Source organism: Pseudomonas sp. GD03842 (genome assembly GCF_029841165.1).
Taxonomy (GTDB): domain Bacteria; phylum Pseudomonadota; class Gammaproteobacteria; order Pseudomonadales; family Pseudomonadaceae; genus Aquipseudomonas.
In genome coordinates, this window is sequence record NZ_JAOCEA010000003.1 from 47197 (window position 1) to 73851 (window position 26655).

Here is a 26655-nt window from a genome sequence, read left to right on the forward strand (position 1 = left end):
ACAGTGCGAGAAAACACGCAGCAGGTTTAAGCATACGGCTGTTCCTTATCCATGGCTGTGGACAGAGTGCGGACCTCAAATGCCGTTGTCCAGAGTCTTCATTGCATCGCGTATTTTTTTGAGCACGCGATACCTATGTATGCGCCCTGAACAGCGTTTGTCTGACTAATTGAGGGCTTCACTGACCGCTTACAACGTGAGCGGAAGCCCTCACTTTAAAGACAGGTACCACCATGCAACATCGAACAGCAGCCTATGTGTTCGCAATGATCACGCTTTTGTCAGCACACATGGTCCAAGCCCGGGATTACGGCGAAGGCGGGGCTAACCGCTCTGCTGCCATCGCCCTCGATAATGCACAGCGTCGCCACGAACACTGGCGCGCGATCGGGCGTCTGCACGTCGACCAGGCTTCGCAAAGGTCGCGCTGCACAGGCGCACTGATCGACTCGCGTGACCGAGAAGCCCACGCCTCCGGGCCTGCCTATATCCTCACCAGCGGGCACTGCGCAACCCGCCACAGCCTCAATTTCACCCGCGACACGCTGGTTCAGGGGCATATCGATTTCGACTACTTTCTCGGCAACATGCACAGGACGCAACGTCACGAGTTGAAACACATCGTCAGAGCGACCATGCGCGGCGCCGACCTGGCCCTCATTGAACTGAAAACGCCCTTGCAGGAATTGCTGGATCTCGGTATCGAGCCCTTGAAGCTGAGCCCTCGACCACCCACGGATGGCATGGACCTGATGGTCGTCGGGGCGCCGTCCGGTCACGAGAGTGCACCCGGACTGAGGCTGTCGCTGTGTGCTTACGAAGGCGAAGAGGATCTGGTCGAGGAAGTGTTTGTCTTTCGCGGCTTTTACAAACACCGCTGCGCTGGAATCGCTCCGGGAAGTTCCGGCAGCCCGCTGCTGGATCGCCGCTCAAACCGTATTGTCGGGGTGGTCAGTACATCGACCGGCCTCGCCAAGGAAGAAAACCGCTGCCAGACCAACGCGCCTTGCGGGATAAAGGCCGGCCAGCCGGCATGGTCAGCGGATACTCAATACTCAAGTCCTGCGATGGGGCTGCAATCGTGCTTCGTCCGAGGTCAATTCAACCCCGATGGTCAAGAATGCATACTTCGATCAACGCTCGAAATGACGCTTGGCGAAGATTACTCACCCAACACCTACCAACGCATCACACTGGATCGACAGGGTAACCCTGTATTCCCGACCTGGTCCTGGCCGTTCTCGCTGGACACCCCGATGTATCGCTACAAAGCCACTCGCAGCGCCACGGAATGCGAAAGCCCGCATTACTACAGCGATGCAGCCGACGCTGCCAGTGCGTTGATCGATGATCCAGTCGGGCCTGAGGCGGGCATGCACTTTCTGTGCATCATCGGCGTGACATCGCAGGCGCAACGACCCGCCCGCGAAATGATGAAAACGCCCGTGGTGATAGCGATGGAGTTGGCACCGGCAGGCCCGACTCGCATGCCGGAACTGACGATTGATCGCCTGAACGATGGGGGTTATCGGGTAACGCCCTACTTCTCCACCCCATCGCTGTGGGTATACACATTCAAATCAGGGGCACCCGATACCGTACGCTGCGATGAGCAGGAAGGTTACACGCCCCACTTCGAGGGCGCGAAAACCTTCGAAGCATCGGAATTGCCCATCAAGCTGTGCTCAAAAGCCCACGACTTGTCGAAACAGGCATCACTGCCGCGCACCGATCTACTCGAGCCGTGATCAGCGAACGACAATCCCTTGCTGCGCCATGAACGCCTTGGCTTCCGGCACGGTATATTCGCCGAAGTGGAAGATGCTCGCCGCCAGCACCGCGCTCGCGTGGCCTTGCAGCACGCCATCGGCGAGGTGCTGGAGGTTGCCCACGCCACCCGACGCAATGACCGGAATGCCCAGCGCATCGCTGATCGCGCGGGTCACGCCCAGGTCGAAACCGTTCTTCATGCCGTCCTGATCCATGCTGGTCAGCAGAATTTCACCCGCGCCCAGACCTTCCATCTTCTTCGCCCACTCGACGGCGTCCAGACCAGTCGGTTTGCGACCGCCGTGGGTGAAGATTTCCCAGCGTGGGGTCTCGCCGGGGCCTGAGACTTTCTTGGCGTCGATGGCCACGACGATGCACTGCGAACCGAAACGCGCAGCCGCTTCGCCCACAAATTCAGGAGTGAACACCGCGGCGGTGTTGATCGACACCTTGTCGGCGCCAGCATTGAGAAGGTTGCGAATGTCCTGAACGGTGCGTACGCCGCCGCCGACGGTCAGCGGAATGAAGACCTGGCTGGCCATCCGCTCGACGGTATGCAGCGTGGTATCACGGCCATCCACGCTGGCGGTGATGTCGAGAAAGGTGATTTCGTCGGCGCCTTGCTCATCGTAACGACGGGCAATTTCTACCGGATCACCGGCATCGCGGATGTTTTCGAACTTCACGCCCTTGACCACGCGACCGTTGTCGACATCCAGGCAGGGAATAATACGTTTGGCGAGGGCCATTGGGGTCAACCTCTGAAATTTGGAACACCTGCAGGAGCGCGCTTGCCCGCGATAGCGTTGTATCAGTAGCCATGAATGTCACAGCCACACCGCCGTCGCGGGCGAGCGCGCTCCTACAAATCAGACCGCGTACCGATCACAGAACGCCTGGGCTTCTGCGACGTCCAGCGTGCCTTCATAGATCGCGCGGCCGGTGATAGCACCGATGATGCCCGGCGCCTTGGCATCCAGCAGCGCCTTGATGTCGCCCAGGTTGTGGATGCCGCCCGACGCAATCACCGGGATTTTCGTGGCTGCTGCCAGCGCTGCAGTGAACGGGACGTTGCAGCCCTGCATCATTCCGTCTTTGGCAATGTCCGTGTAGACGATGGCCGAGACGCCGTCAGCTTCGAAACGCTTGGCCAGGTCGATCACCTGGACCGAGCTGACTTCCGCCCAGCCGTCGGTGGCGACGAAACCGTCTTTGGCGTCCAGGCCGACGATGACTTTGCCTGGAAACGCACGACAGGCTTCGGCGACGAATTCAGGCTCCTTGACCGCCTTGGTACCGATGATCACGTAGCTCACGCCCGCTTTGACATAGTGCTCGATGGTCTCCAGCGAACGGATGCCGCCGCCGATCTGGATCGGCAGGCTCGGGTAGCGCTTGGCGATGGCCGTGACCACTTCCCCGTTGACCGGCTGGCCTTCGAATGCGCCGTTCAGGTCGACCAGATGCAGGCGGCGGCAGCCACCGTCGACCCATTTGGCAGCCATGCTGACCGGGTCATCGGAGAATACCGTGGAATCTTCCATGCGGCCTTGGCGCAGACGCACGCAGGCGCCGTCTTTAAGGTCGATAGCGGGGATGATCAGCATCAGCTTTTCCTTCGTCACAAGAGCAGCAAGTTGCAAGCGGTGAGCTGCAAGCAGGCACGCGTGGATCAGTCTTGCAGCTTTAAGCGTTGAGCTTGTCGCTGCCCTTAGTTTTTTTCGAGCGACCAGATGTCGCTTTCGAGGATTTCAAAGCGCTCTTTCAACAGCGCCTGGGCATCGAAAATCGCTCGGTTGTAATAGTGCGGCGCGATTTCACGGGTGAACAGCTCAAGGATTTCCGCCGCTTCGAATGTGCCAAGGGCCAATTCGAAGCGGTCCTCCATGAAACGCTTGATCTGGTGACACGCTTCGCTCTCCTGTTCGGGAGTAAGGGTCAGGATCGGCGCCTTGTTCTTGCGGCTCATTACCAGCGGCCGTCCCACGCGGCGAAGTTCTGCAACAGTTGCAGGCCGTGGGTATGGCTCTTCTCGGGGTGGAACTGCACGGCGAACCGCGAACCGTCCGCCAACGCGGCAGCGAAGTCACGACCGTAATGACCGCGGCCGACGATCTGACGCGGGTGCGGCGAGTCGATGAAGTAGCTGTGCACGAAGTAGAACCGGGCTTTGTCGGGGATGCTGTGCCACAGGGGGTGATCCACCGACTGCTCGACTTCGTTCCAGCCCATGTGAGGCACCTTCAAGTGCTGGCCGTCTTCGTGAAGGTCCTTGCCGAAGAAACGCACCTGACCGGGAAACAGACCGATGCAATCGACGCCGTCGTTCTCTTCACTGCGGTCCATCAAGGCTTGCATGCCGACGCAGATGCCCAGGAAGGGGCGGTCCTGACTGACTTCGCGCACCAGGGCGTCAAAGCCCAGACGGCGGATTTCGGCCATGCAATCGCGGATCGCGCCGACACCGGGAAACACGATGCGATCGGCTTCACGGATCACGTCTGCATCACTGGTGATCAACACGCGACCGGCGCCGACGTGCTCCAACGCCTTGGCCACCGAATGCAGGTTGCCCATGCCATAGTCGATAACGGCAACGGTCTGCATTACAGCACGCCCTTGGTGGATGGCATCTGCCCGGCCATGCGGTCATCCAGCTCCACGGCCATGCGCAGTGCGCGGCCGAAGGCCTTGAACACGGTTTCGATCTGGTGGTGGGTGTTGTGCCCGCGCAGGTTGTCGATGTGCAAGGTCACGTTGGCGTGGTTCACGAAGCCCTGGAAAAACTCCTGAAACAGGTCCACGTCGAAGCCGCCCACGGTGGCGCGAGTGTAAGGGACGTGCATCTGCAAGCCAGGACGGCCCGAGAAGTCGATGACGACGCGCGACAGCGCTTCGTCCAGCGGTACATAGGCGTGGCCGTAGCGACGAATGCCTTTCTTGTCGCCGATGGCTTTGCTGAACGCCTGTCCCAAGGTGATGCCGACGTCCTCCACGGTGTGGTGGTCGTCGATTTCCAGGTCGCCTTTGCAATCGAGTTCGATGTCGATCAGCCCGTGACGGGCGATCTGGTCGAGCATGTGTTCAAGAAAAGGCACACCGATATCGAATCGGGCCTTTCCGGTGCCATCCAGGTTGATCGAGGCTTTGACCTGGGTTTCCAGGGTGTCGCGCTCGACGAACGCTTTACGTTCGGCCATCACCAGCTCCGCAAAATCATTGGGCGAAAAGGCGGACATTATAGGCGTGTGGCAGGGAAACAGAAACACGAGACGTGGGATGGTAGACGGGATGACGCAGGTAGACATGTCTGTACAAGACACGAACACCCCCGCATCGCAGGAGCGCGCTTGCCTGGGACGGCGATGTGCCTGTGACGTTTTCAGCGTCTGACACGGCCCCATCGCGGGCAAGCGCGCTCCTACAGCTTTAGCGTGTGCGAACAGCCTTAATGGAACAGCACTGCCGTTTTCTGCAGCGTGATCCATACGCCCCACGCCAGCGGGATACCCACCGCCAGCCAGGCGAGAATGGCCAGCGGCTTGGTGCCTGCGTCGGCCTTCCACTCCAGCGAGGTGGTGTGATCAGCGCCTGCATCGTGGCCGATCGCCTGTTCGGCTTTCAGCTCTTCGTCGGTCATGAAGTACTTGTCGGCTACCGGGCGCACCAGCATGTTGCAGATGAAGCCCAGCACCAGCAGACCGGCGAGGATGTACAGGGTGATGTCGTAGGCGTCGGCCCGCGCCACACCGTGGCTGAGCTGGTACTCACGCAGGTAGTTCACCAACACCGGCCCCAGCACGCCCGCGGCAGCCCAGGCAGTCAACAGGCGACCGTGGATCGCGCCCACCATTTGCGTACCGAACAGGTCCGCCAGGTAAGCCGGAACGGTGGCGAACCCCCCGCCGTACATCGACAGCACCACGCAAAACGCCGCGACGAAGAGCGCAACGCTGCCCAAGTGGCCCAGCGTCGGCACCGATGCGTAAAGCAGGAAGCCCAGCGCGAAGAACACGAAGTACGTGGCTTTACGGCCGATGTAGTCGGAGAACGACGCCCAGAAGAAACGACCGCCGATGTTGAACAGGCTCAACAGGCCGGTAAAGCCCGCCGCGATGGCCGCGATGGCCGCCAGTTGCGAGGCGTCCAGTTGTGCGAAGCCCTGATCGGTCCCCAGCAGTTTGCCGCCAAACACTTCCTGCAGCAGGGGCGAAGCCATGCCGAGGATGCCGATACCCGCCGAAACGTTCAGGCACAGCACCAGCCATACCAGGCGGAACTGCGGGGTTTTCCATGCCACGCTGACGTGCACGTGACGGTTGGTGATCATCGCGCTGTTGGTTTTCTTTGCCGGCGCGGTCCAGCCTTCAGGCTTCCAGCCGGTTGGCGGAACGCGGTAAGCCAGGGCGCCGCCGATCATGAACGCGAAATAGATCGCGGCCATGGCGACGAAGCTCTGCCACACGCCCACGCTGTCAGGCGTAGCGAAGTGGCCCATCAGCGCGGTGGCCAGTGGCGCACCCACCATGGCGCCGCCGCCGAAGCCCATGATTGCCATGCCGGTCGCCATACCGCGCTTGTCCGGAAACCATTTGATCAGGGTCGAAACAGGCGAGATGTACCCCAGGCCCAGACCGATACCGCCGATCACGCCCGAGCCAATCCACATCAGCCAGATCTGGTGGGTATAGACACCCAGCGCCGAGATCAGCAAGCCGCCGCACCAGCACAATGCCGACACGACACCCGCTTTACGTGGGCCTGCGTGTTCCAGCCAGCCGCCCCAGATGGCCGCCGAGCAACCCAGAAAGATGAAGAACAGAGTGTAGATCCAGCCCAGCATCGAAATCGGCCAGTCACAGCTGGACGAGAAGACCTGTTCGAAGAACCCCATGTCCGGCGAGCAGGCCACGGCCGTCTTGATGCCGATTGCCTTGGACAGCGGCAGCCAGAACACCGAGAAACCGTAGGCCATGCCGATACACAAATGGATCGCCAGTGCCGCTGGCGGAACCAGCCATCGATTGAAGCCACGCTTGGCAATGATGCGTTCTTTGGACAAGAACGCAGGCTGAGCGACAGTGCCGCCCAGAGCAGTGCTCGTAGTCATTGTTTGTTTTGCCCCTATTTATAGTTGTGCCACGCCAGAACCACGGCAACGGCTCTGCCACTTCTCTTGACGCCACATGCATCGGAAGCTTTATCGGCAGAACGGCCTCATAACGTGACAATTCGACGCAAGTATTTCGCGAACGGCGAGAGATTAGCATTTGCAACGTGACATAAAGCATTCTGCTACTACCTTTTTTATGCCGTCTGTCATGCGATCACGCCATGAAAAGCCCTGCGTACGCTCGGCGAATGACCGGAATTTCCTGCTGTCCCAGTTCCGCGTACCTTTACCTGGCCACTGCGCAAGGTCGAACGAGGCCCGGCGCCTGCGTGAGAACGCTATACTCGCGGGCTAAATTTTGAACGAATCGATTAAAGGACTCGCCCATGAAAGCGTTCGGCAAAATCCTGGGACTCTTCATTCTCGGGCTGTTGCTGATCATCGTGGCTCTCGGCTTTGCCTTGACCCATCTGTTTGATCCCAACGACTACAAAGACGAGATTCGCAAACTGGTACGCGACCGGGCCCATGTCGAACTGACCCTCAACGGCGACATCGGCTGGAGCCTGTTCCCCTGGCTGGGCCTGGAGCTGCATGACGCCAGTGTGGCGACACTGACCGAGCCGACCAAACCCTTTGCCGACCTGCAAATGCTGGGGCTGTCGGTACGCGTCCTGCCGCTGCTGCGCAAAGAAGTGCAGATGAGTGACGTTCGGGTGGAAGGCCTGAACCTGATGCTGACCCGGGACGAAAACGGCCATGGCAACTGGGAGGACATCGGCAAGACGCCCGCTACCGCGGCCAACCTGACGCAGCCCTCCACGCCTGCGGCCCAACCCGCACCCGACGCGAACGCCCGCCCGGAACGCAGTTGGCAGCCCCTCAAACTGGACATCGACAGCTTGACGGTGAACAACGCACGCATCGATTTCAACGATATCCAGAAGGCCCGGCAATTCACCGCCGAAAGCATCCAACTGAGCACCGGGCCAGTCCACAACGCCACGGACATCCCGATCAAACTGACGGCCTTTCTCAGCACCAATCAGCCTGTGGTGCGCACCAAGACGGAGTTGACCGGCAAGTTGCGCTTCGACCGTGCCCTCAAACGCTATCAACTGGACGACATGCGCTTCTCTGGGGAGGCCGCTGGCGATCCCCTGCAAGGCAAGACGCTGAGCTTTTCCGCACAAGGTCAATTGTTAGCGGATATGTCGGCCAACGTCGCCGAGTGGACCAACCTCAAGCTGTCCGCCAACCAATTGCGTGCATTGGGCGAATTGCGTGTGCGCGATCTGGACAAGGCACCTCAACTGAGCGGCGGTATCTCCATCGCCCAGTTCAACCTGCGTGAGTTCCTCGACAGCATTGGCCAGACCGCACCCACGCTGGGCGAAAACAGCCTGACCCGGCTGGAAATGGTCAGCCGCATCGCCGCCACTCAGAACAGTGTGTCCCTGGATGACCTGACCCTGCGACTGGACGACAGCACCATTACCGGCCATGCGGCCGTGGAGGACTTCGCGCGGCAATCGCTGCGGCTGCAACTCAAGGCCGATACCTTCGACGCCGACCGCTATCGCCCGCCGCAGACCGAGCAGGCAAAGGCCGCTGGCGCTGCGCGCAAATCCGAGGTCCAGAGTGGCGAGGCCGAGGCCATGGCTGCCTCGGGCACTTCGCCTCTGCCCAACCAGCCCACACAGGGGGCGTGGAGCGACACACGCCTGCTGCCACTGGAGCGCATGCGCAAACTGGACGTCGATGCGGACCTGAGCTTTGGCAAGCTGACCGTGGAAAAGCTGCCTATCCAGAACGCGGCCCTGAAAACCTCGGCGCGAGACGGTGTGGTCACCGTCGACAGCCTGCGCGGTGAACTTTACAACGGCAATTTCGAAGTCAAAGGCAACCTCGACGTGCGCCCGGAAGTACCGCTGGCTGCCGTGCAGACGCGCATCGTCCGGGTACCGGTCGAGCATTTCATCCAGAGCCAGGGCACGACGCCTCCCTTGCGGGGGCGGCTGACGCTGAACAGCGATGTGACCGCCAAGGGCAACAGTGAAAAAGCCTTGGTCGAAAGCCTCAACGGCACGGCCAACTTCGCACTCAACGATGGCGTACTGGTCAACGCCAATCTCGAGCAGCAGCTCTGCCGCGGCATTTCAGTGCTCAATCGCAAAACCTTGAGCGGCGAGCCACGGGGCAAGGACACCCCGTTTCAACAACTCAATGGCAATCTGGTGTTCCGCAACGGCGTGGCCAGCAACCCGGACCTGAAGGTGCGCACGCCGGGGCTGACCGTCAACGGCGATGGCGACATCGACCTGCGGGTACTGGGCATGAATTACCGCGTCGGCGTGATTATCGAAGGCGACAAGAGCGACATGCCGGATCCAGCCTGCGAAGTGAACCCACGCTTCGTGGGGATTGAATGGCCGATTCTCTGCCGCGGCCCGCTGGAACTGGGCGCCAAAGCCTGTCGGCTGGATAACGAAGGGCTGGGCAAGGTCGCCGCGAAGCTGGCCACCGACCGCATCGGCGACAAGATCGATGAAAAGCTGGGGGACAAGGTCAGTCCCGAGCTCAAGGATGCCATCAAGGGATTGTTCAAGCGGTGACTGCACACCGCAAAACCCTGCAAGAGCGCGCTTGCTCCGCGATAGCTGTCTATCAGACGCCGATTGAGTGCCTGATCTATCGCATTGCGGGCAAGCGCGCTCCCACAGTCGCTAACCTATATTCCCTGAACACCGGAACCATGATGCAACCCGAGCAGTTCTCCTCCGCCGTTCTTGACTGGTACGACCGTCACGGCCGCCATGACCTTCCCTGGCAACACGACATCACGCCATACCGCGTCTGGGTATCGGAAATCATGCTGCAACAGACGCAGGTCAGCACCGTCCTCGGCTACTTCGACCGCTTCATGGACGCTTTGCCCACGGTTCAAGCGCTGGCCGAAGCACCGGAAGATGAGGTGCTGCACTTGTGGACCGGGCTGGGCTACTACACCCGCGCCCGCAATCTGCAAAAGGCGGCGAAAATTATCGTCGCCGAGCACGGCGGAGAATTCCCGCGTGACGTAGAAAAGCTCACCGCGTTGCCGGGTATCGGGCAGTCCACCGCCGGGGCGATCGCCAGCATCAGCATGGGCCTGCGCGCCCCGATTCTGGACGGCAACGTCAAACGGGTGCTGGCGCGCTTCACCGCGCAAGAGGGCTACCCGGGCGATCCGAAAGTGGCCCGGCAGATGTGGGCAACCGCGGAGCGCTTCACGCCCCACGCCCGCGTCAACCACTACACTCAGGCCATGATGGACCTCGGCGCCACCCTCTGCACACGCAGCAAACCCAGTTGCCTGCTTTGCCCGCTGGAGCGCGGCTGTGAAGCCCACATGCTTGGCCTTGAGACACGCTATCCCGTTCCCAAGCCACGCAAGGCGGTTCCGCAGAAACGCACACTGATGCCGATCTTCGCCAACCGCGAAGGCGAAATTCTGTTGTACCGCCGCCCATCGACCGGCCTGTGGGGTGGACTGTGGAGCTTGCCGCAACTGGACGAGATCGACGACATGCAACACCTCGCCGATCAACACGCGCTGGAGATGGGCGCCCCGCAGGCCCTACCCGGGCTGGTTCATACCTTCAGCCATTTTCAGCTCACCATCGAGCCCTGGCTGGTCCGCGTCGAAGAGTCCGCTCATCACGTGGCCGAGGACGACTGGCTCTGGTATAACCTCGCCACCCCGCCGCGCCTGGGCCTCGCCGCCCCGGTGAAGAAACTGCTGAAACACGCAGCCGACGTATTGAATGCAGGAGAACCGTCATGACCCGCACCGTAATGTGCCGCAAATACAAAGAAGAACTGCCTGGCCTGGAGCGCCCGCCCTACCCTGGGGCCAAAGGTGAAGACATCTACAACCACGTCTCTCAGAAGGCCTGGGCCGATTGGCAGAAACACCAGACGCTGCTGATCAACGAGCGCCGCCTGAACATGATGAACGCCGAAGACCGCAAATTCCTTCAAACCGAAATGGACAAGTACCTCTCTGGAGAGGAATACGCCAAGGCCGAAGGCTACGTTCCTCCTTCCGAATGACCCCGCGCGGGCGGCATCCATCGTAAGCGGAGGAAATAATTCAAATTTTTTTCAACGACACGCTTGACGCCCTCCGGAAAAACACGTCTAATGCGCCCCGTTGCCCAGATAGCTCAGTCGGTAGAGCAGGGGATTGAAAATCCCCGTGTCGGCGGTTCGATTCCGTCTCTGGGCACCACTAATACCGAAAAACCCCTGCATCGAAAGATTCAGGGGTTTTTTATTGGGCGCAATTCTCGGCCAACTCTTCCGGCCCCAGCTTGGCAAATCGACCGGCTTGGGTTTTCATAGCCCGCCTCCCTTGCCCACCAAAGGACCCACTTGCATGGCCTCCGCAGACAAACAGCAAAAACGTGCCCAGCGCGCCAAAGCCAAGGCCAAGCAAAACCGTTCCGGCAAGGGCAAACAGAACGTCGTGCATCCGGTGCTGAATCATGCCTTCGTCGACGAACCCTTCGATGACGTAGCCATTGACCTGAGCACCTTCGACTTCAAGGACATCGAAGAAAATGGCTTCGACCCTGCGGATTTCGACGACCTGTTCGAAGCCATGAAGAAAGCCGAAGACATCAGCCTGCTGGCGATGTGCGTCGTGTTCCTGCAGTACCCGGTGCTGGAACTGGTCATCGCCGAGGAAGACGAGGAACCGGCCACCGACTTCATGATGGGGCTGCTGATCACCTACCGCGGCATTTTTCACGACGAAGACGAAGACACCGCCGTGGAATGGATTGGCAGCGAGACCTTTCAGAAAGCCTACGGCGAGGCCTCGCAAATCCTGGAGCGCAAGAACGCGCGAGACGGCAGCCGTCGCTTTTAAGCCGTTTTTTGATTTACATGACCCCAATCAAGACGGTAGCTTTGCGCCATCACGAGAATGCAATTCCTTCTCACTAAGGCTACCGTTGTGAAACTCCCTCGTTCCCCCTCATCCATTCCGGCTTTCGATAGAGCGGGCACCTACACCAAGCCCCGAATTTTCCTGCACTGGCTGTCGGCGGCGATTATTCTGTGGGCCACGTTCAGCGGCTTCGGCGTCGTGCTGCTGGCCCCCACCGATCCGTTTCGGCAATGGGTCGAGTCGTTCAATCCACAGATCACCAGCCTGTTCATCCCCTTCTTCGCCTGGCGCTTGTGGCTGGCCATCAAGGCAAGCCCGGCGCAACGGCGCACCACGACACAGGAACGCCTCGCCAGCGTTGCCCATACGGCGATCTACGCAGCGGTGACCGGCGTACTGATCACTGGCGTGTTGATGATGAGCCACCCTGTGTTGCTGCTGGACCTCGTGCCTTTGCCCCAGTTGATCCATTCGAAGATAGCGCTCCTGGAGCTGCACGAACTGCATCACGTGCTGTGCGCGATTCTCGCGGGACTTGTGGCGTTGCATTTGGGAGCAGTGGTGCTGCATCAACTGCGCGGCAAACCGGTTCTCGACAGAATGCGTTTGAGCCGATAACAAGGCACCGCGCCTCCTTGACCTGCTATTCGCCTATCCAGAGAACGGTGCCTCAAAAAAAACGGCCACCTTCATGCTGAAGGCAGCCGCTCTTTCTGCTCAGGCAACGCCCGCTCAATCAGCTCAATTGAGCACTACCTTGCCTGCCTTCACCGCCTTGCGACGATTCGACACGATCAGGCCTGCAGCGACCACCAGGATGCTGAGCAGCCCCGTCGCGATGATTTCCATGCGATGCGCTTCCTGAAACAGCATGACCGTCAGGACCGCGACGATGAAAACGATCACCAACCAAGTCAGCCCCGGAAACAGCCACATCCGGAATGCGATGGCCTGGCCCTCGGCTTCACGCTTGCGACGCATGCGCAGTTGCGAAACGGCGATCACCAGGTACACCAGCAGCGCAATGGCGCCGGAGCTGGCAAGAAGGAAGTCGAACACCGCGGCAGGGGCGACGTAGTTGGCGAACACGGCGGCGAACGCCGCGGCTGTGGAAAGCAGAACGGCCCAGTAAGGCGTACCCGCCTTGCTGGTGCGCTGCGAAACGGCCGGGGCATCGCCACGCTTGCCAAGGGAAAAGAGCATGCGCGAGGCGGTGTAAAGCGCCGAGTTGAGGCAACTCGTGACCGCCACCAACACCACGAGGTCGACGATCAGCTTGGCATTCGGAATGCCCATCAGGTCGAGCACGGTCTGGTAAGAACCCACCTGCGCCAGGCGACTGTCATTCCAAGGCACCAGCGCGACGACCAGGAAAATCGACACCAGGTAGAACAGGCAGATCCGCCAGATCACCGAGTTGGTGGCTTTGGTGATTTGCTCGCCGGGGTTTTTCGACTCAGCCGCAGCGATGGTGACGATTTCGGTGCCCATGAACGAAAACATGGTCGTCAGCATGGCAGCCAGCACGGCGCCCATTCCGTTGGGCATGAAGCCTTGGGTGTCGAACAAGTGGCTGACGCCGCTGACCTGGCTGTTCGGCAGCAGGCCGAATACGGCGGCCACGCCCAAGATCACGAAGCCGATAATCGCCAGGACTTTGATCAGTGCGAACCAGAACTCGAATTCTCCGTAGTTCTTGACGCTGAACAAGTTGGTGGCGGTCAGTACCAGCGTGATCACCAATGTGAATGCCCAGATCGCGACGTTCGGGAACCAGGCATGAAGAATCGTCGCGGCGGCGTTGGCTTCCAATGGAATCACCAGTACCCAGAACCACCAGTACAGCCAGCCGATCGTGAAACCGGCCCAGTGGCCGATCGCGCGGTCGGCATAGGTTGAGAACGAGCCGGTGTCCGGCGACGCCACTGCCATCTCGGCCAACATGCGCATGACCAGTACCACGAGCGTGCCGGCTGCGGCGTAGGCCAGCAAAACCGCTGGGCCCGCTTCGGCGATGGCATGTCCGGAACCGACGAACAGACCCGCGCCAATTACGCCCGCGATGGACAGCATGGTGATATGGCGCGGTTTGAGCCCCTGATCGAGGTTTGAAGAATTTCGGGTAGTGCTCATGTAAGCAACCTTTAAAATTTGTACGGATCAGGGCGGTTTGCGACCCGCGTAAAAAGATCGCAACAGCCCTGTTATTTATTTTTTACGCAAGAACTACGCCAATACAGCTCAAAAGCGACGTCGCGCGTGGATATGCCCGCTGCAGGGGCTTTCGGTAAGTGCTTGAGAGAAATGGCCTTTCGACATTTCTGAAGAGAGTGTTACCGAGTGCTACAGGATAGAGACGTTTTGTCGCACCGAAAATACACAGGAGGCGACAGAAGGCACCAAATAAGCGCACAGATCCGACCTTCCATCGCCGTGCTGGCCGAAATAGCCTTCCACACGGCGTTTAAAGCTGGCACCATCGCGCCCTTTTTGCGCACGGCCACACCGCTCAACGTGCGTGAACAGCATTGAAACTGTAAGGACCCGACATGGCTCATGCCGCGCCCGCCCTCGAAATTCGCAACCTGCATAAACGCTATGGAGCGCTGGAAGTCCTCAAGGGCGTCTCCCTGACCGCACGCGACGGCGACGTCATCTCGATTCTCGGCTCGTCGGGTTCAGGCAAATCCACCTTGTTGCGCTGCATCAATCTGCTGGAAAACCCGCACAACGGTGAAATCCTCGTCGCCGGTGAAGCCCTCAAACTCAAAGCCTCGCGCAGCGGTGAACTGATTGCCGCTGACCATCGTCAGATCAATCGCCTGCGCAGCGAGATCGGTTTCGTTTTCCAGAACTTCAACCTGTGGCCCCACATGACCGTTCTGGACAACATCATCGAAGCGCCACGCCGGGTGTTGGGCCAGAGCAGGGCCGAGGCCTCTGATGTCGCGGAAGGATTGCTGGCCAAAGTGGGCATGGCTGACAAGCGCCATGCCTACCCGAACCAGTTGTCCGGCGGTCAGCAGCAGCGCGTGGCCATCGCCCGCACACTGGCAATGCAGCCTAAAGTCATTCTGTTCGACGAGCCGACCTCTGCGCTCGACCCGGAGATGGTGCAGGAAGTGCTTGGCGTGATCCGCGGCTTGGCCGAAGAAGGCCGGACCATGCTGATGGTCACGCATGAAATGAAGTTCGCCCGGCAGGTGTCCAGCGAGGTGGTGTTCCTGCATCAGGGGCGAGTGGAGGAGCAAGGTTCGCCCCAGCAGGTTTTTGACGACCCGCAGTCGGCGCGCTGCAAACAATTCATGTCCAGCAATCGCTAACGGAGCAATATCGATGCAGACCCTGAAATCCTTCCTGGCGGCCGCGCTTCTGTTGGCGACCTCCAGCGCTTTTGCTGCCGAAACCCTCAAGATGGGCATCGAAGGCGCGTACCCGCCGTTCAACAACAAGGACGCCAGCGGCCAAGTGGTGGGCTTTGACGTTGAAATCGGCAATGCCTTGTGTGCCAAGATGAAAGTCACCTGCGAAGTGGTCACTTCCGATTGGGACGGCATTATCCCGGCCCTGAACGCACAGAAGTTCGACTTCATCGTCTCCTCGATGTCCATCACCGAAGAGCGCAAGCAAGCCGTCGACTTCACCAACCCTTACTATTCGAACAAGTTGCAGTTCATCGCGCCCAAGGCCAGTAATCTCGGCGCCAACAACGACGCCATAAAGGAAGCGCTGAAAGGCAAGACCATCGGTGCACAACGGGCAACCCTGTCTGGCACTTGGCTGGAAGACAACTGGGGCGACGATGTCACGATCAAGCTCTACGACTCGCAGGAAAACGCCTTCCTTGACCTGGCTTCCGGCCGAGTGGATGCCTTACTTGGCGACAAGTACGCCAGCTACGAATGGCTGAAAAGCGATGCGGGGAAAAACTTCGAATTCAAGGGCGAACCCATGTTCGGCGAGGACAAGATCGGCATTGCCGTCCGCCAGGGTGATCCGCTGCGCGAGCGCTTGAACACCGCGCTGAAAGAAATCATCGAAGACGGCACCTACAAAAAAATCAACGACAAGTACTTCCCTTTCAGCATCCTCTGACTGCCCAGGCCGCCCCGCCATGCCTCTCACGGCGGGGCCGCTGCCTAACGAAACAACACAATGAACCTCGATCTCCAAGGATTCGGCCCCGCCCTTGCGGCCGGTGTGCTGATGACCATTCAACTCGCGCTGTCGGCGCTGTGCCTGGGTTTAGTGCTCGGCCTGCTGGGCGCATTGGCCAAAACCTCGTCCAATCGGGCCCTGCGCTGGCTCGGCAGCAGCTACTCGACGTTGGTGCGCGGCATCCCTGAATTGCTTTGGGTGTTGCTGATCTACTTCGGCACGGTCAACGCAATGCGCGCCATCGGCCATGTGTTCGGCATTCCCAACCTGTCCCTCAGCGCCTTCGCCGCAGGCGTGATTGCCTTGGGCCTGTGCTTCGGCGCGTACGCCACGGAGGTGTTTCGCGGCGCCATGCTGGCCATCCCCAAAGGCCATCGTGAAGCCGGGCTGGCGCTGGGGCTCTCGGGCCCGCGCATCTTCATCAAGCTGGTCATGCCGCAGATGTGGCGCATCGCCCTGCCGGGGCTGGGCAACCTGTTCATGATTCTGATGAAGGACACCGCGCTGGTCTCCGTCATCGGCCTGGAAGAAGTCATGCGCCACGCGCAGATCGCCGTCACCACCACCCGGCAGCCGTTCACCTTTTATATGGTTGCAGCGTTCATGTACCTGGGCATGACCGCCGTGTCGATGCTGGGCCTGGCATGGCTGGAGCGACGGGCAGCGGTCGGTTTCGTGAGGCGCGCAGCATGAGTTGGGAATTCGTCCTCAAATGGCTGCCCAAGTTGCTACAAGGCGCGGCCCTGACACTGGAGCTGGTGGCGATCGCCGTTGTATGTGGGCTGATCCTGGCAGTTCCGCTGGGCATCGCGCGCGCCTCGCGTCACCCTTACGTGCGCGCCCTGCCCTTCGCCTACATCTTCTTCTTTCGCGGCACGCCGCTCTTGGTGCAACTGTTCCTCGTCTATTACGGGCTGGCGCAGTTTCAAGCGGTCACGCAAAGCATGCTGTGGCCTTACCTGCGCGAGCCGTTCTTCTGCGCAGCGCTGACCATGACGCTGCACACCACGGCCTACATTGCCGAAATCCTGCGCGGCGCGATTCAGGCCGTGCCGCCCGGAGAAATCGAAGCAGCCCGTGCGCTGGGCATGTCCAAAGGCAAGGCGCTGCTTTACATCATCCTGCCCCGCGCCGCGCGCATCGGCCTGCCGGCCTACAGCAACGAGGTCATCTTGATGCTCAAGGCCAGCGCCCTGGCCAGCACCGTGACCCTGCTCGACATCACCGGCATGGCCCGAACCATCAACGCCCGGACCTACATGCCGGAACAGACCTTCTTCATCGCGGGGATGATTTACCTGGTGATGTCGTTCGCGCTGGTGCAAGGCTTCAAATGGCTGGAGCGGCGTCTGCGGGTGGACGCCCACCAAGGCGCCTGATCGGGAGGTTCGTGGGGTGGCGGTGCTCGCCAAGGCTGCCGCTCACGGGGTAAAGCCCGTAAGCTTCACCCCACCGCCACAAACCGCCGCTCACACCATGCTGCTCGCCGCCGATCTCACACCCCGCTTCCTCGCGCTCGACGCCTTCCTGCATGAGCACGAGCACCTGTGGCGACCAAAACCCTTCACCCAGCGCCGCTTAGCGTGGGAAGCCCAACACCCCGAACTGTCCACTTGGCTGCGCCAGCGGTCGTTGGCAGACGCCGAAGCTGCCCACAATCACCCGGAATACCTGGACGCCCCCGCCCCTTTCGCACAGCTTGCGAGGCAATCTCGGGCACTGAGCGAAGTCGACGCATTCCCCAGCCACGCCCTCGCCGCCCTCGGATCGCGAGTGAGCGTCGACGTACCCGGTCGCAAATGGCAACAGATCGAAGCCTTCGCCAGCCGCTTGAGCTTTCGCCAAACGCCCACCCACTGGCTCGACTGGTGCGCCGGTAAAGGTCACCTCGGCAGACGCCTTGCCCATGACGGCCAAGCCCTGACCTGCTTCGAATACGATGAACACTTGGTCGAGGCCGGCCGTCTGCTCAGCCGCAAGCTCGGCATCAACGCCTTGCACTTGCAACAGGACGTCATGGCCGACAGCGCCGCCGCCCGCCTTGCCGCGCATCACACCCCAGTCGCCCTCCATGCCTGTGGCGACTTGCACGTGCGGCTCATGCAACTGGCCAGCGACGCCCGCTGCCAACAGATGGCCATCGCCCCATGCTGCTACAACCGCATCGCCGGCGAACGCTACCAACCGCTGTCCGCCGAAGGCTTGGCCTCTCCCCTCACCCTGTCCATCGACGACCTCGGCCTGCCGCTCAGCGAAACCGTGACCGCAGGGGCCCGCGTCCGCCGTCAGCGCGACGCTTCGATGGCGCGTCGTTTGGGCTTCGACCTGCTGCAACGCCAACTGCGCGGCATCGACCACTATTTGCCGACCCCCTCCCTGCCCAGCGCCTGGCTGGAAAAACCCTTCGCCGACTACTGTCGCGACCTCGCCGCACTCAAGGCACTCCCCGCTCCCGGTGACCAAGACTGGGACACGCTGGAAGCCGCAGGCTGGCAACGCCTGGCCGAAGTGCGCAACCTCGAACTGCTGCGCAACCTCTTCCGCCGCCCCCTCGAACTCTGGCTCACCCTCGACCGCGCCCTGTACCTGCAACAGTGGGACTACGAAGTCCGTATCGGCACGTTCTGCGAGAGCCAGGTCACACCGAGAAATCTGCTCATCCTCGCCGAGCGGATGTAACCGTCTCGCCCACCGCGCCCTGTGGATAACTCTGTTGATGGTTTACCGCTGTGCGCACATAAATCCTAGCCTGCGCGCCATTTCACAATTTGTTCATTTTTTAAGCAGCGGCGAATCGCTCGGAAAAACAGTAGCTTGCGAACAAATGAGAATGCTTCCACAAACCCACCGCTCATCGGCCTGCAAAACCCCGCTTTGTGAATAACGATCATCGTGGTCAGGCATAAGCCACGCAAAAAAACTGAAATTAAGGCTTTACTCGACAGACCAAATCCCTATAATCAGCGCCCACACGCCGGTATAGCTCAGTTGGTAGAGCAACTGACTTGTAATCAGTAGGTCCCGGGTTCGACTCCTGGTGCCGGCACCATACGAAACAAGGGCTCGCAGAAATGCGGGCCCTTTGTTTTTCCGGCCCACGTACAATTCAACGTACATTATCTTTGCAACGCCCTCCGCCCGCCTTCGGGTTATCCACAGCCATTACTCGACCCGCCGACCCGCCGCTGCTTCCCCCAGCCGCAATTCGTCACCGGGATTGGCATCTATGCGCCATACTCGATTACTGTATATCCAAACAGTACATGAGGAATTGCCGTAGACAATGATTACGACGCTGAAAGCGTGCAGCTCATCGAAATTGAAAATGAAGCATTGCGCGAGGAGGTGGTGCGCCATCGCCAGAACGTTGCGCGACTGGTCGACATGCTGACCCTGGTCACCGATGAACGCGATCAGCTGCGTCGGGAGATTGCTGCCAAGGCTAAGACGTCGCTGGTGATGCGGATCGGGGAGATGTCCAGCCTGACCCAGAACAACCAGCAGCTATACGAGCAGAATCGCCACTTGCAAGACAAGGTGCTCCATCTCGCCGCATCGCGCAGCGAGCTGCCACCATTCTGATCAACGAGCAGATAGTTTGGCGAGCTTTACGCAACTCCTGCCTTAAGGCTAGCATGATAGCGGTTAGCCACTGGAGATCACGTAATGGATGCAAAATCTCGCCTCATTCAAAAAATCACCGAGAAAAATCAAGAAGAATTAGTTACTGCCAGCCGTCGGCAGCACCTGCTAGACAGCTTCAAGAAAGATCTTTCAGAGTTGCATGCGCACCTTCGTAATATTGTTGAGGACATACCTGGCGTTACCGTCTCAACCTTGCCGAGTAGGGTTGACGACGTGGTATTTGATGATGGCTCGTTTTCGATTGAGCTGTTCGGTAACGAGATGACTTTCAACGTTGCTCACGACGCCAACAGATTTGGCGTGAAGGTCGGCAATCTCTGGCGGCGTGACACTTTTTTGGTGGCTGAAAGGAAAAACCTGTGGTCCTCCCCTGCCAGAACATCCGAGCCGTTATTTCTCAGTGACAATGAGATTTTTGACAAGCTGTCAGAATTCGTTGATAGCCCAGTCGAAAAAGGGGTGCATCTTTGGGATTGATGGGTTACGCGGCGCTCAACGCCCGCTGCACGCCCTCGGCGATCACCGATGCCGCGTAAGGCACTCCGCCGTTCTCATGCTTGATGATTCCGGTCGTTATGGCGATTAGCGTGCGGAAATTGCGCAGTTCGATCGGCTGATTCGGCGCAACACCCACGCCGTTCGCCACGGCCTTGATATAAGCCTCAGTGTCGTTCTCGACTCCCGGGGCCCACCGGTTGATGACCTCGCGCACCGTGTCGATGCCGGGTGCGCCCACGCCTGGCATCCCATCTTTCCCCCGATACGCCAGCACAAGCTTGGCTAACGCGCGGATGCCGTTCTCCGCGGTGTCGAAACGGGCAAAGCGCTTCTCGATCGAGGGATCTGGCGGGAGCTGGCCCAGCCACTGGTTGCGCGGGTTGTAGTCGATATTGCCAGGGTTGTTCAAACGTACCCCACGGGTGACAGTTGGCATTCACTTTTCTCCAGGCATAAAAAAACCCGCTCAATGGCGGGCCGGGTCGCGTGATCGCGATCAGACGGTGTCAGGTGCAACGGCAGAAGCTTTAAGGGCATTCACCTCGGCGCGCAGTTCCTTGATTGCGCCCATGAGGTCAGTGATCAGGGCGATAGGCTCAAGTTGTTGGATGACTGGGTTACCCTCTTCATCCACGCCGTCCTTTTCGCCACTTACAGCCAGCGGATTTATGGCTTGGACCTCATGGGCTATCAAACCTTGATATGTTGTGCCGTCGCCTCTAAACACCTCGCCGAATACCTTCTTCTGAAACGTCACGATCCGATATGCGTCGATTCTGTCCAGAAACAATGAAGGTGCCGACCCTTCAGACATTTCGCGCTTGTCTGAAAGTGTCTTGATGAACTTCTTGATTCGATAATCGGACGTGAACAGGGATACGGAACCGACATATGTCGCATCGATGTAAGCGTCGATTGCTGAGCCGGTCCAATTGAAGTTGTAAACCGTCCCGCCCCGCGTTCCGCTAAATCCCGTCCTGCACCAGGTGCCACTCGAGCCAAAGCGACCTGCTAGAGTGAGAGTGCCCGCAGCGTCATTGATTAGTCGGACGTCGTAGTCAGCGGAAGTATTGTTGTAGTGCCAATCGATGTAGGGAGCGGCGGCACTCAGCTCAAACCCCGCAAACTGTACTTGCTGTGCCGGCCCTACTCCTAAAGCGTTACGGGCAGCGATCTGGGTATTGCCTCCGGTGCCGCCAGAGGCAATGGCGATGGGGGCGCTCGTCACGCTCAAGGTCGGGACAGTGAGCAGGCCGTCGTAGGAGTAAGTCATTGAAGGGCCAGTTGCGGTGTTGCCAGCGTTCACCGAGCGCCAGCTAAATCCGCCGAGTCCACCTCCTCGGTTGACTATGAAATGGCCTTCTCCCTGGGATGAAGAGTTCCACCCCATGTACATGCCTTGAGTATTGTACCGAGCAGCTGCTTGCTGAACACCAACCTCGGGAAAAATCGCACGACCATCCGAAACGCCGGTGCCACCTTTGGCCAGGGGAACAACGCTCTCGATGGCGACCGATCCTAAACCGAGGCCGCCTCTCGCGGTAGCTTGGTCATTGCCGCCTGTACCACCCTTCGCCACTGGCAAGATGTCGTAGTTGCCGGTGGTGCCCAAGGCAGCCAGCTTGGTGCCAAATTGGTTGACCAGTGCGCGGAGCGCGTCCGCGGAGTCCTTGACGTAACCTTGCAGCGGCGCGAGCGCGTAGCTGCCCGCATTGTTCGTCGCGCCTTGATAGTTCGGCGAGATCGACATCGCAGTATCACTGGCGATGTTGGTGACCTCGTACCAGCCACCGTCCGGCCCACGAAAGCCATCGCCAACGCGCGCATTTGCGATGAAGGATGTGCCTGCGCCGATAACGGCGTTCGAATTTTGGACGACAGAAACCGTCCCGGCCTTATACCAGGGCATAGTGTGGCTCTCTTAGTTGACTGTACGTTTAGCGAATAAAGCGGGGATCTGGAAGTCGATTGGATTGCTGAAACCCATCGTTACCGCCCATAGCGTGTTTGTTGGCCAGTCCCACCAGCAGGAAATACTTCTGCCGATATTATCGTTGGACACCAGTGTCATACCGAATTGGTTGACCATCTGGAATTCGCCGCTTGCGAAGTTGAAAGGCGTTGAGTAGTAGCGCCGCAGAGCAGTCGTGTCCGTCGACTCAATCTTAACGAAGGCCCAGTTCTGCGCAGATCTGGTGAAGTTCGCGGCCGGTGACGCCGAGTCAAAAAGCAGATTGCTGCCGCCGTCCCATATACGCAGCCCATACTGGGCGGCCGGTACGCTTCCAAACTGGCAAGCGAACCATTCGCCTGGAGCAAAAATTGCCGATTGAACGTAGGTCGAGACGATCTGGAAACCGGTCCACGCCCCCGGTGAGCCCACCGGCATGAACGTGGACAGGCTGACAGCCCATCCATTGTTCGGGTTGGATGGTTTGACGAATATCAACGGTGGTTCCTGAGTCGTGATGGTTCGCCCAAACATGTTGGTCGAGTTTCTATCGGAACTGCCGTTGTTGTTCAAAGAGCCCGCAGCAATAACACACATCCGGGCAAACTCGGAATCAAGCACGACGCTGTCGCTGTTGTTGATGAATTGAAGCCCGAAGCTCATTTGAACCTCACCACCATAAGTCTCATGGTTCCCGTTGAAACGTTGTTGATGGCCGGGTTTTCGGTCAGGTAGTTGTACACGGTCACCGTCCCATCATTGTTTAGGACAGCCTTGTGCTGACGGGCCGTGCTGTTGTAGACGCCGATTGGCACCATCACCGCGACGGCATTCTGCTGGTTGCATCCTGCAGCAGAGAAAACCTGCGATTGCTTGGCTGAGCCGGAGAAGGTGACCAGGTACGAAGCCGCGATCCTCATGGTGAACGAGTTTTCATCCAACTGGAGCGCCCCGTCGGCGCCCCATATCCGCATGCCATAGGCCATCGATCACCCCAGATATCCAAGACGCACGCGAAGCACTCCGTTGGCGTCGTAAACCGAAACGTTCTGCGCGTTGATCACCAGTCGCCCTTGCCCAGGAACAATGCCGTTGATTTCCAGCGTCCCGTCCTTGTTAAAGATCCAACCCTGCTGGCCTGCCACATAGTTCGTCGAACTGATGTAGCTGCCGATCTTCGCGTTGGTGATGGTACCGTCTTGGATGTACGCCTGATTCAGGAACACCTGGCCGCCCTGCACGGCGAATGGAACAGACATAGCCCCGCCCGCCAGAGTGTTCACGATGGCGAATCGATCCGCCGAGACAAGGAACTGGCTTTGCAGCCCGGCGCCGGTGTTCTCGATGCCCAACCCAATGCCCGCAGCCACGTACTGGCCGTTGGCGTTGAGCTGCATTTTCACCGACCACATCGTCGACAGCTTGCCAGAGGTGTCTGCGTAGGCAGTAGCTGTCTGCTGAATCGAGGAAGTGTTGTCGTCCACCCGGGCGTTGACCTGGGTAAGCGCAGTGGCGGTAGCGGCCTTGTCGGTGGCCACTGACTGCCTGAGGTCAGTCACTTGCGCCACGTTGTCGTTGACTTGGGCGGTAACCACCACCAACTGCCGAGCTGTTGCCTCATTTTCAGACGCCCGGACTTTCGATTCGGCCGCGATGCTCGCGGTGCTGCTCCAGCCCTTCAGAGCGTCCGCCAGATCACCCTCGCCGTTATCGTCCCGGAAGGTAGCTCGTAGCGTCTGCGTGCTGGTAACCTCAGCCGCGAGCGCATCGACTTCGGCTTTGGTCTGCTCCAATTCCTGAGCGAGACCGGTGGCCGTCTCAACGCTCTGGCCAACATCGATCCAATGGGCTGGATCAGGGGGCGGCGTATTGACTGGCACAGAACCGGAAGCCTGGTAGATCCTGCCATCGACGATGACCATTTGGCCGTCGGTGTAGGTATCGTCTGGGTCGTAAGCCTTCAGCCCGTCCAAAGCGTCTATCTGGTCCTGCAGGTCGTCAATCTTGTTGATTTTGTTCTGCAGGTCCTGGCCGAGCTCCGTTTCGCCAATTTGCCCGGCGATCATGTCGAGCATCGGCCCGGCCTCGGAGCTGCTCTGCCCCATCACGCCGATGCCGACCGGGTACCACGGCCCGATGTTGCCTGTGCGATCCACCAGCCGTGCCCAGAAGAAGAACGTCACGCCCGCAAGCAGCCCTTGCATGGTGTAGTCGGACTGCGGATAGGCCAGATCGCTGAGTTTGGTCGCGGCTTCCAGATCCGTGGTCGGGCCGTACCAGATCTCCGTCCGCTGAGTGTCTTCCGCACCTGGTGGGAAAGTCCATTTCAGGTGTATTCCGAAAAGCAGTGATGTGGCCACAAGCGAGGTCACGGCCGGTGGCAATCCTTCCTTGCCGTTGAGTTGGGTCGGCTCGCTATAAGCCCATACTGAAGCGGCATTGAGCGAGTTCAGCGCGGCCACGCGCACCAGATACGTGCCTGCATAAATGCCGGAAACCTCAATGCTCGCAGAATAAGTCCGGCCCGCGTAAATCCAATCGTTGCTATTGCGACGCCACCAAACATCGTAGGAGACCGCATTGGCTGGGGCATCCCACTCCGCGCGCATGGTGGTGTTCGCGATCCCTTGGTCCACGGCGCTGAACGACGAAAGACGCACATTAGTCGGCGGCGCCTGAACGCTCGATGGGATCACTGTGACCGGTAGCTGAACGATCTGCGCGCCGTTATCGACTGCTGGATATTTACCTGCGACGTGCTTCACAGCCGTGATGTCGTACTTCATCGCCGTGTCGCTGAAATTTTCAGCGACGGACAACACACGGTATGTCTGCGCGACGAGGGCATTGGTCTCGATCGCAAAAACGGACTGGGCGACCGGGATTGAGGTCCAAGAACTCCCTACGGTCACTTTGCGGTCGGAATAGCCGGTAACGGTTTTCGTCTGGGCAACCCCCGTCGGCAAGATAACCGTAATGGAATCACCCACCGCTACGGTGGTGTCTGCGTCCAGGGTGACAGTCCGGGCAGTGGCAGCCTTGATACGACCACCAATCCGCCGACCAGCACGATCAGCGTCGGCCACGCGGATGATCTGGCCAGGCCGAGCAATGGTCCCATCGAGACCTGCCGAAAAGCTGACGGTTTCGTTTTCCAGAAGATTCGTCAGCAACGTGTAATGCCCGAGGCGCTGGGCTTGGCCCTGCGACGTGCAGCCGAAGGCTGACAATTCGGTTTGCTGCACACCGTAACGCCCCAGCGCCTTCTGATCGCTGACGTATTCGACCTTCTTTTCATAGAAGTTCGCGGGGTCATTCCAACTGACCAGAGCCACCGAGAAGCGCGTGCTGCGGGCACTTCCAACGTAGGTGAAAAGCCCATCTATCACGTTGGCATTGGTGTAGGTGTACACAGGATCACTGGGCATATCGGCAGATGCCACGACAGAGCCTGCCGCCCAGTACGCCATGCCACGGAAGATGCTGGCCAGGTCCTGAAGCACCTGGAGCGCATCGGCGCGCGTTTGCAGATAAAGGTTGCAGGTAAAGCGCGGTTCTGTGCCGCCTTTACCGTCAGAGACGAGCTCGTCGCAATACCCCGCGATCTGATAAAGGCCCCACTTGTCGACCTGCGCGGCGGTGATCTGTTGGCCCAGGCCATAGCGGTCGTTCAGGATGAGGTCGTAATAAATCCAAGCTGGATTGTCGGTCCACGCTAGCTTGAAAGTGCCGTCCCATGAGCCGCTGTAGGAGCGTGTTTCTGGCGTGTAGTTCGAGGGCACCCGAACGATGCGCAACTTGCAGTCGAACGCGCGCGACGGAATGCTCGAGAATTGAGAGGCATCGACAGTCAGGCCGACCATGGCCGTGTAGGGGTAGCGCAGTTTGGCGTCGATGATCTCGGTATACGACGCAATGTTGGTGGTGCTTTGGATGTTCGAGGTGGTCGAGTCTGCGGTCAGGCGCCTGACGCGCACGCGCCAGCCGGTAGTCGAGGGCGGCAGGTCGATGCGATGGGAGCGCTCGTAAGTGCCGGTGGTCTTGCCGTTGAACGACGTATTGATCACCTCGACATAGGCACCAGAGTCGGTGGCCAAGTCGATTGCGTAGTCCACCTTGAAGCCGTTGATGTTGCCTTTGCTGTCAGTAGAGGTCAGATAGGGAACCGCCAGGCGCACGCGGACTGCCGACAGCTCGGTGTTGCTGATGGTCTGCACCCATGGGGTGGCAAACTTCAACTCGACGCCCACGGCCGTTTCACTTTCGACCGATGGGAAGCCCGGAATGTAGTCCTGATCGGCTTCGCCAGTGCGGACCGCGACCGTCACGCCGGTGAAGTTCAGGCTGCCATCAGCGTTGGCCAGCGGTGTGTTGTTGAGGAAAATCGACTGGTTCCCGTTGGCCAGACCTGCAATCGGCCCCTCACTGATGGCGTCTAACACTTTTGCATAGGCGATGCTGATCAAGCTGTCCGGCGTCTCGGTTGGCGACTTCTGGCTTTCGCCGCCGCCCTTGGCACCGCTGATCTCTTGGAACGAACCCATGCACTTTTCTCCGGGCGTAAAAAAACCCGCCGAAGCGGGT

At 59.5% G+C, this 26655-nt stretch carries 25 protein-coding genes and 2 tRNA genes; 15 read left to right on the forward strand and 12 right to left on the reverse strand.

Features of this window, described 5'->3' with window-relative positions; all coding sequences use genetic code 11:
• The first annotated feature begins 233 nt into the window (after positions 1-233).
• The gene (locus N5D61_RS05005; RefSeq protein WP_279891187.1) at positions 234-1748 is read left to right on the forward strand and encodes a serine protease; all 1515 of its coding nucleotides are present in this window, start codon (positions 234-236) and stop codon (positions 1746-1748) included.
• Here N5D61_RS05005 and hisF read toward each other — a convergent pair whose 3' ends face one another.
• From hisF to N5D61_RS05035, 6 genes are all read right to left on the reverse strand, one after another.
• Positions 1749-2519 carry an imidazole glycerol phosphate synthase subunit HisF gene (gene hisF, locus N5D61_RS05010; RefSeq protein WP_108237534.1) on the reverse strand — a complete coding sequence of 257 codons (771 nt, stop codon included), beginning with the start codon at positions 2517-2519 and terminating at the stop codon, positions 1749-1751.
• Positions 2520-2639: 120 nt separating this feature from the next.
• A complete protein-coding gene (hisA, locus tag N5D61_RS05015) occupies positions 2640-3377 on the reverse strand; it encodes a 1-(5-phosphoribosyl)-5-[(5-phosphoribosylamino)methylideneamino]imidazole-4-carboxamide isomerase (protein WP_108237535.1) in 738 nt (245 codons plus the stop codon).
• A 104-nt stretch (positions 3378-3481) separates the two neighbouring features.
• Positions 3482-3739: a DUF2164 domain-containing protein gene (locus N5D61_RS05020; protein ID WP_108237536.1), complete on the reverse strand. Its 258-nt coding sequence runs from the start codon at positions 3737-3739 to the stop codon at positions 3482-3484.
• On the reverse strand, positions 3739-4377 hold the full coding sequence (gene hisH / locus N5D61_RS05025) for an imidazole glycerol phosphate synthase subunit HisH (protein ID WP_108237537.1): 639 nt from the start codon (positions 4375-4377) through the stop codon (positions 3739-3741). The genes N5D61_RS05020 and hisH overlap by 1 nt, the downstream gene beginning before the upstream one ends.
• Positions 4377-4970, reverse strand: coding sequence for an imidazoleglycerol-phosphate dehydratase HisB (gene hisB, locus N5D61_RS05030; protein WP_108237538.1), 594 nt, complete (start codon positions 4968-4970; stop codon positions 4377-4379). The genes hisH and hisB overlap by 1 nt, the downstream gene beginning before the upstream one ends.
• Positions 4971-5218: 248 nt before the next feature.
• Entirely contained in the window at positions 5219-6880 is a 1662-nt protein-coding gene (locus N5D61_RS05035) for an OFA family MFS transporter (protein ID WP_279891190.1), read from the reverse strand.
• Positions 6881-7269: 389 nt separating this feature from the next.
• Here N5D61_RS05035 and N5D61_RS05040 point away from each other — a divergent pair, with 389 nt between their 5' ends.
• From N5D61_RS05040 to N5D61_RS05065, 6 genes are all read left to right on the forward strand, one after another.
• Positions 7270-9498 carry an AsmA family protein gene (locus N5D61_RS05040; protein ID WP_279891191.1) on the forward strand — a complete coding sequence of 743 codons (2229 nt, stop codon included), beginning with the start codon at positions 7270-7272 and terminating at the stop codon, positions 9496-9498.
• Positions 9499-9641: 143 nt separating this feature from the next.
• Positions 9642-10709: an A/G-specific adenine glycosylase gene (gene mutY / locus N5D61_RS05045; protein ID WP_279891604.1), complete on the forward strand. Its 1068-nt coding sequence runs from the start codon at positions 9642-9644 to the stop codon at positions 10707-10709.
• Positions 10706-10978: an oxidative damage protection protein gene (locus N5D61_RS05050; protein WP_166594215.1), complete on the forward strand. Its 273-nt coding sequence runs from the start codon at positions 10706-10708 to the stop codon at positions 10976-10978. The genes mutY and N5D61_RS05050 overlap by 4 nt, the downstream gene beginning before the upstream one ends.
• A gap of 102 nt (positions 10979-11080) precedes the next feature.
• Positions 11081-11156, forward strand: a tRNA-Phe gene (locus tag N5D61_RS05055).
• A 147-nt stretch (positions 11157-11303) separates the two neighbouring features.
• A complete protein-coding gene (locus tag N5D61_RS05060; RefSeq protein ID WP_279891194.1) occupies positions 11304-11798 on the forward strand; it encodes a hypothetical protein in 495 nt (164 codons plus the stop codon).
• Positions 11799-11885: 87 nt separating this feature from the next.
• Positions 11886-12437, forward strand: coding sequence for a cytochrome b/b6 domain-containing protein (locus tag N5D61_RS05065; RefSeq protein ID WP_279891196.1), 552 nt, complete (start codon positions 11886-11888; stop codon positions 12435-12437).
• Positions 12438-12560: 123 nt separating this feature from the next.
• Here N5D61_RS05065 and gabP read toward each other — a convergent pair whose 3' ends face one another.
• A complete protein-coding gene (gene gabP / locus N5D61_RS05070; RefSeq protein WP_279891198.1) occupies positions 12561-13952 on the reverse strand; it encodes a GABA permease in 1392 nt (463 codons plus the stop codon).
• Positions 13953-14368: 416 nt separating this feature from the next.
• On the opposite strand from gabP, the gene N5D61_RS05075 reads away from it, so the two are divergent.
• From N5D61_RS05075 to N5D61_RS05110, 8 genes are all read left to right on the forward strand, one after another.
• The gene (locus N5D61_RS05075; protein WP_279891199.1) at positions 14369-15142 is read left to right on the forward strand and encodes an ABC transporter ATP-binding protein; all 774 of its coding nucleotides are present in this window, start codon (positions 14369-14371) and stop codon (positions 15140-15142) included.
• 13 nt (positions 15143-15155) lie between these two features.
• Complete coding sequence (locus tag N5D61_RS05080) at positions 15156-15914, forward strand: ABC transporter substrate-binding protein (RefSeq protein WP_279891200.1); 759 nt, start codon at positions 15156-15158, stop codon at positions 15912-15914.
• Between the two features lie 60 nt (positions 15915-15974).
• The gene (locus tag N5D61_RS05085; protein WP_108237548.1) at positions 15975-16670 is read left to right on the forward strand and encodes an ABC transporter permease; all 696 of its coding nucleotides are present in this window, start codon (positions 15975-15977) and stop codon (positions 16668-16670) included.
• Positions 16667-17356 (forward strand): ABC transporter permease, encoded by a 690-nt coding sequence (locus tag N5D61_RS05090; protein ID WP_279891201.1) that lies wholly within the window; start codon positions 16667-16669, stop codon positions 17354-17356. Before N5D61_RS05085 ends, N5D61_RS05090 begins: the two co-directional genes overlap by 4 nt.
• Before the next feature lie 97 nt (positions 17357-17453).
• Complete coding sequence (locus N5D61_RS05095; protein ID WP_279891605.1) at positions 17454-18656, forward strand: methyltransferase; 1203 nt, start codon at positions 17454-17456, stop codon at positions 18654-18656.
• Between the two features lie 294 nt (positions 18657-18950).
• Positions 18951-19026 (forward strand) — tRNA-Thr (locus N5D61_RS05100).
• 254 nt (positions 19027-19280) lie between these two features.
• Positions 19281-19559, forward strand: coding sequence for a hypothetical protein (locus N5D61_RS05105; protein WP_279891202.1), 279 nt, complete (start codon positions 19281-19283; stop codon positions 19557-19559).
• Positions 19560-19643: 84 nt separating this feature from the next.
• Positions 19644-20099: a hypothetical protein gene (locus N5D61_RS05110; protein WP_279891203.1), complete on the forward strand. Its 456-nt coding sequence runs from the start codon at positions 19644-19646 to the stop codon at positions 20097-20099.
• A gap of 4 nt (positions 20100-20103) precedes the next feature.
• Here the strand turns inward: N5D61_RS05110 and N5D61_RS05115 are convergent, their stop codons facing one another.
• Genes N5D61_RS05115 through N5D61_RS05135 form a run of 5 tightly spaced genes read right to left on the reverse strand, consistent with a single transcriptional unit; the run spans position 20104 to position 26615 of the window.
• Complete coding sequence (locus N5D61_RS05115; RefSeq protein WP_279891204.1) at positions 20104-20556, reverse strand: structural protein P5; 453 nt, start codon at positions 20554-20556, stop codon at positions 20104-20106.
• 60 nt (positions 20557-20616) lie between these two features.
• Positions 20617-22029: a tail fiber domain-containing protein gene (locus N5D61_RS05120; RefSeq protein WP_279891206.1), complete on the reverse strand. Its 1413-nt coding sequence runs from the start codon at positions 22027-22029 to the stop codon at positions 20617-20619.
• Positions 22030-22041: 12 nt separating this feature from the next.
• Entirely contained in the window at positions 22042-22734 is a 693-nt protein-coding gene (locus tag N5D61_RS05125) for a hypothetical protein (protein ID WP_279891208.1), read from the reverse strand.
• Positions 22731-23057 carry a hypothetical protein gene (locus N5D61_RS05130; protein ID WP_279890688.1) on the reverse strand — a complete coding sequence of 109 codons (327 nt, stop codon included), beginning with the start codon at positions 23055-23057 and terminating at the stop codon, positions 22731-22733. Before N5D61_RS05130 ends, N5D61_RS05125 begins: the two co-directional genes overlap by 4 nt.
• Before the next feature lie 3 nt (positions 23058-23060).
• Entirely contained in the window at positions 23061-26615 is a 3555-nt protein-coding gene (locus N5D61_RS05135; RefSeq protein WP_279891210.1) for a phage tail protein, read from the reverse strand.
• Positions 26616-26655: the final 40 nt, after the last annotated feature.

What these genes read in the sequence shown, in the direction of transcription:
- hisH (WP_108237537.1), bottom strand. Translation starts at nt 4,377, where the DNA reads ATGCAGACCGTTGCCGTTATCGACTATGGCATGGGCAACCTGCATTCG.
- N5D61_RS05135 (WP_279891210.1), bottom strand. Translation starts at nt 26,615, where the DNA reads ATGGGTTCGTTCCAAGAGATCAGCGGTGCCAAGGGCGGCGGCGAAAGC.
- N5D61_RS05090 (WP_279891201.1), top strand. Translation starts at nt 16,667, where the DNA reads ATGAGTTGGGAATTCGTCCTCAAATGGCTGCCCAAGTTGCTACAAGGC.
- N5D61_RS05115 (WP_279891204.1), bottom strand. Translation starts at nt 20,556, where the DNA reads ATGCCAACTGTCACCCGTGGGGTACGTTTGAACAACCCTGGCAATATC.
- N5D61_RS05130 (WP_279890688.1), bottom strand. Translation starts at nt 23,057, where the DNA reads ATGGCCTATGGCATGCGGATATGGGGCGCCGACGGGGCGCTCCAGTTG.
- N5D61_RS05020 (WP_108237536.1), bottom strand. Translation starts at nt 3,739, where the DNA reads ATGAGCCGCAAGAACAAGGCGCCGATCCTGACCCTTACTCCCGAACAG.
- N5D61_RS05050 (WP_166594215.1), top strand. Translation starts at nt 10,706, where the DNA reads ATGACCCGCACCGTAATGTGCCGCAAATACAAAGAAGAACTGCCTGGC.
- N5D61_RS05120 (WP_279891206.1), bottom strand. Translation starts at nt 22,029, where the DNA reads ATGCCCTGGTATAAGGCCGGGACGGTTTCTGTCGTCCAAAATTCGAAC.
- N5D61_RS05080 (WP_279891200.1), top strand. Translation starts at nt 15,156, where the DNA reads ATGCAGACCCTGAAATCCTTCCTGGCGGCCGCGCTTCTGTTGGCGACC.
- N5D61_RS05005 (WP_279891187.1), top strand. Translation starts at nt 234, where the DNA reads ATGCAACATCGAACAGCAGCCTATGTGTTCGCAATGATCACGCTTTTG.
- N5D61_RS05085 (WP_108237548.1), top strand. Translation starts at nt 15,975, where the DNA reads ATGAACCTCGATCTCCAAGGATTCGGCCCCGCCCTTGCGGCCGGTGTG.
- N5D61_RS05095 (WP_279891605.1), top strand. Translation starts at nt 17,454, where the DNA reads ATGCTGCTCGCCGCCGATCTCACACCCCGCTTCCTCGCGCTCGACGCC.
- hisB (WP_108237538.1), bottom strand. Translation starts at nt 4,970, where the DNA reads ATGGCCGAACGTAAAGCGTTCGTCGAGCGCGACACCCTGGAAACCCAG.
- N5D61_RS05075 (WP_279891199.1), top strand. Translation starts at nt 14,369, where the DNA reads ATGGCTCATGCCGCGCCCGCCCTCGAAATTCGCAACCTGCATAAACGC.
- hisA (WP_108237535.1), bottom strand. Translation starts at nt 3,377, where the DNA reads ATGCTGATCATCCCCGCTATCGACCTTAAAGACGGCGCCTGCGTGCGT.
- mutY (WP_279891604.1), top strand. Translation starts at nt 9,642, where the DNA reads ATGCAACCCGAGCAGTTCTCCTCCGCCGTTCTTGACTGGTACGACCGT.
- N5D61_RS05060 (WP_279891194.1), top strand. Translation starts at nt 11,304, where the DNA reads ATGGCCTCCGCAGACAAACAGCAAAAACGTGCCCAGCGCGCCAAAGCC.
- N5D61_RS05035 (WP_279891190.1), bottom strand. Translation starts at nt 6,880, where the DNA reads ATGACTACGAGCACTGCTCTGGGCGGCACTGTCGCTCAGCCTGCGTTC.
- N5D61_RS05125 (WP_279891208.1), bottom strand. Translation starts at nt 22,734, where the DNA reads ATGAGCTTCGGGCTTCAATTCATCAACAACAGCGACAGCGTCGTGCTT.
- N5D61_RS05040 (WP_279891191.1), top strand. Translation starts at nt 7,270, where the DNA reads ATGAAAGCGTTCGGCAAAATCCTGGGACTCTTCATTCTCGGGCTGTTG.
- gabP (WP_279891198.1), bottom strand. Translation starts at nt 13,952, where the DNA reads ATGAGCACTACCCGAAATTCTTCAAACCTCGATCAGGGGCTCAAACCG.
- N5D61_RS05110 (WP_279891203.1), top strand. Translation starts at nt 19,644, where the DNA reads ATGGATGCAAAATCTCGCCTCATTCAAAAAATCACCGAGAAAAATCAA.
- hisF (WP_108237534.1), bottom strand. Translation starts at nt 2,519, where the DNA reads ATGGCCCTCGCCAAACGTATTATTCCCTGCCTGGATGTCGACAACGGT.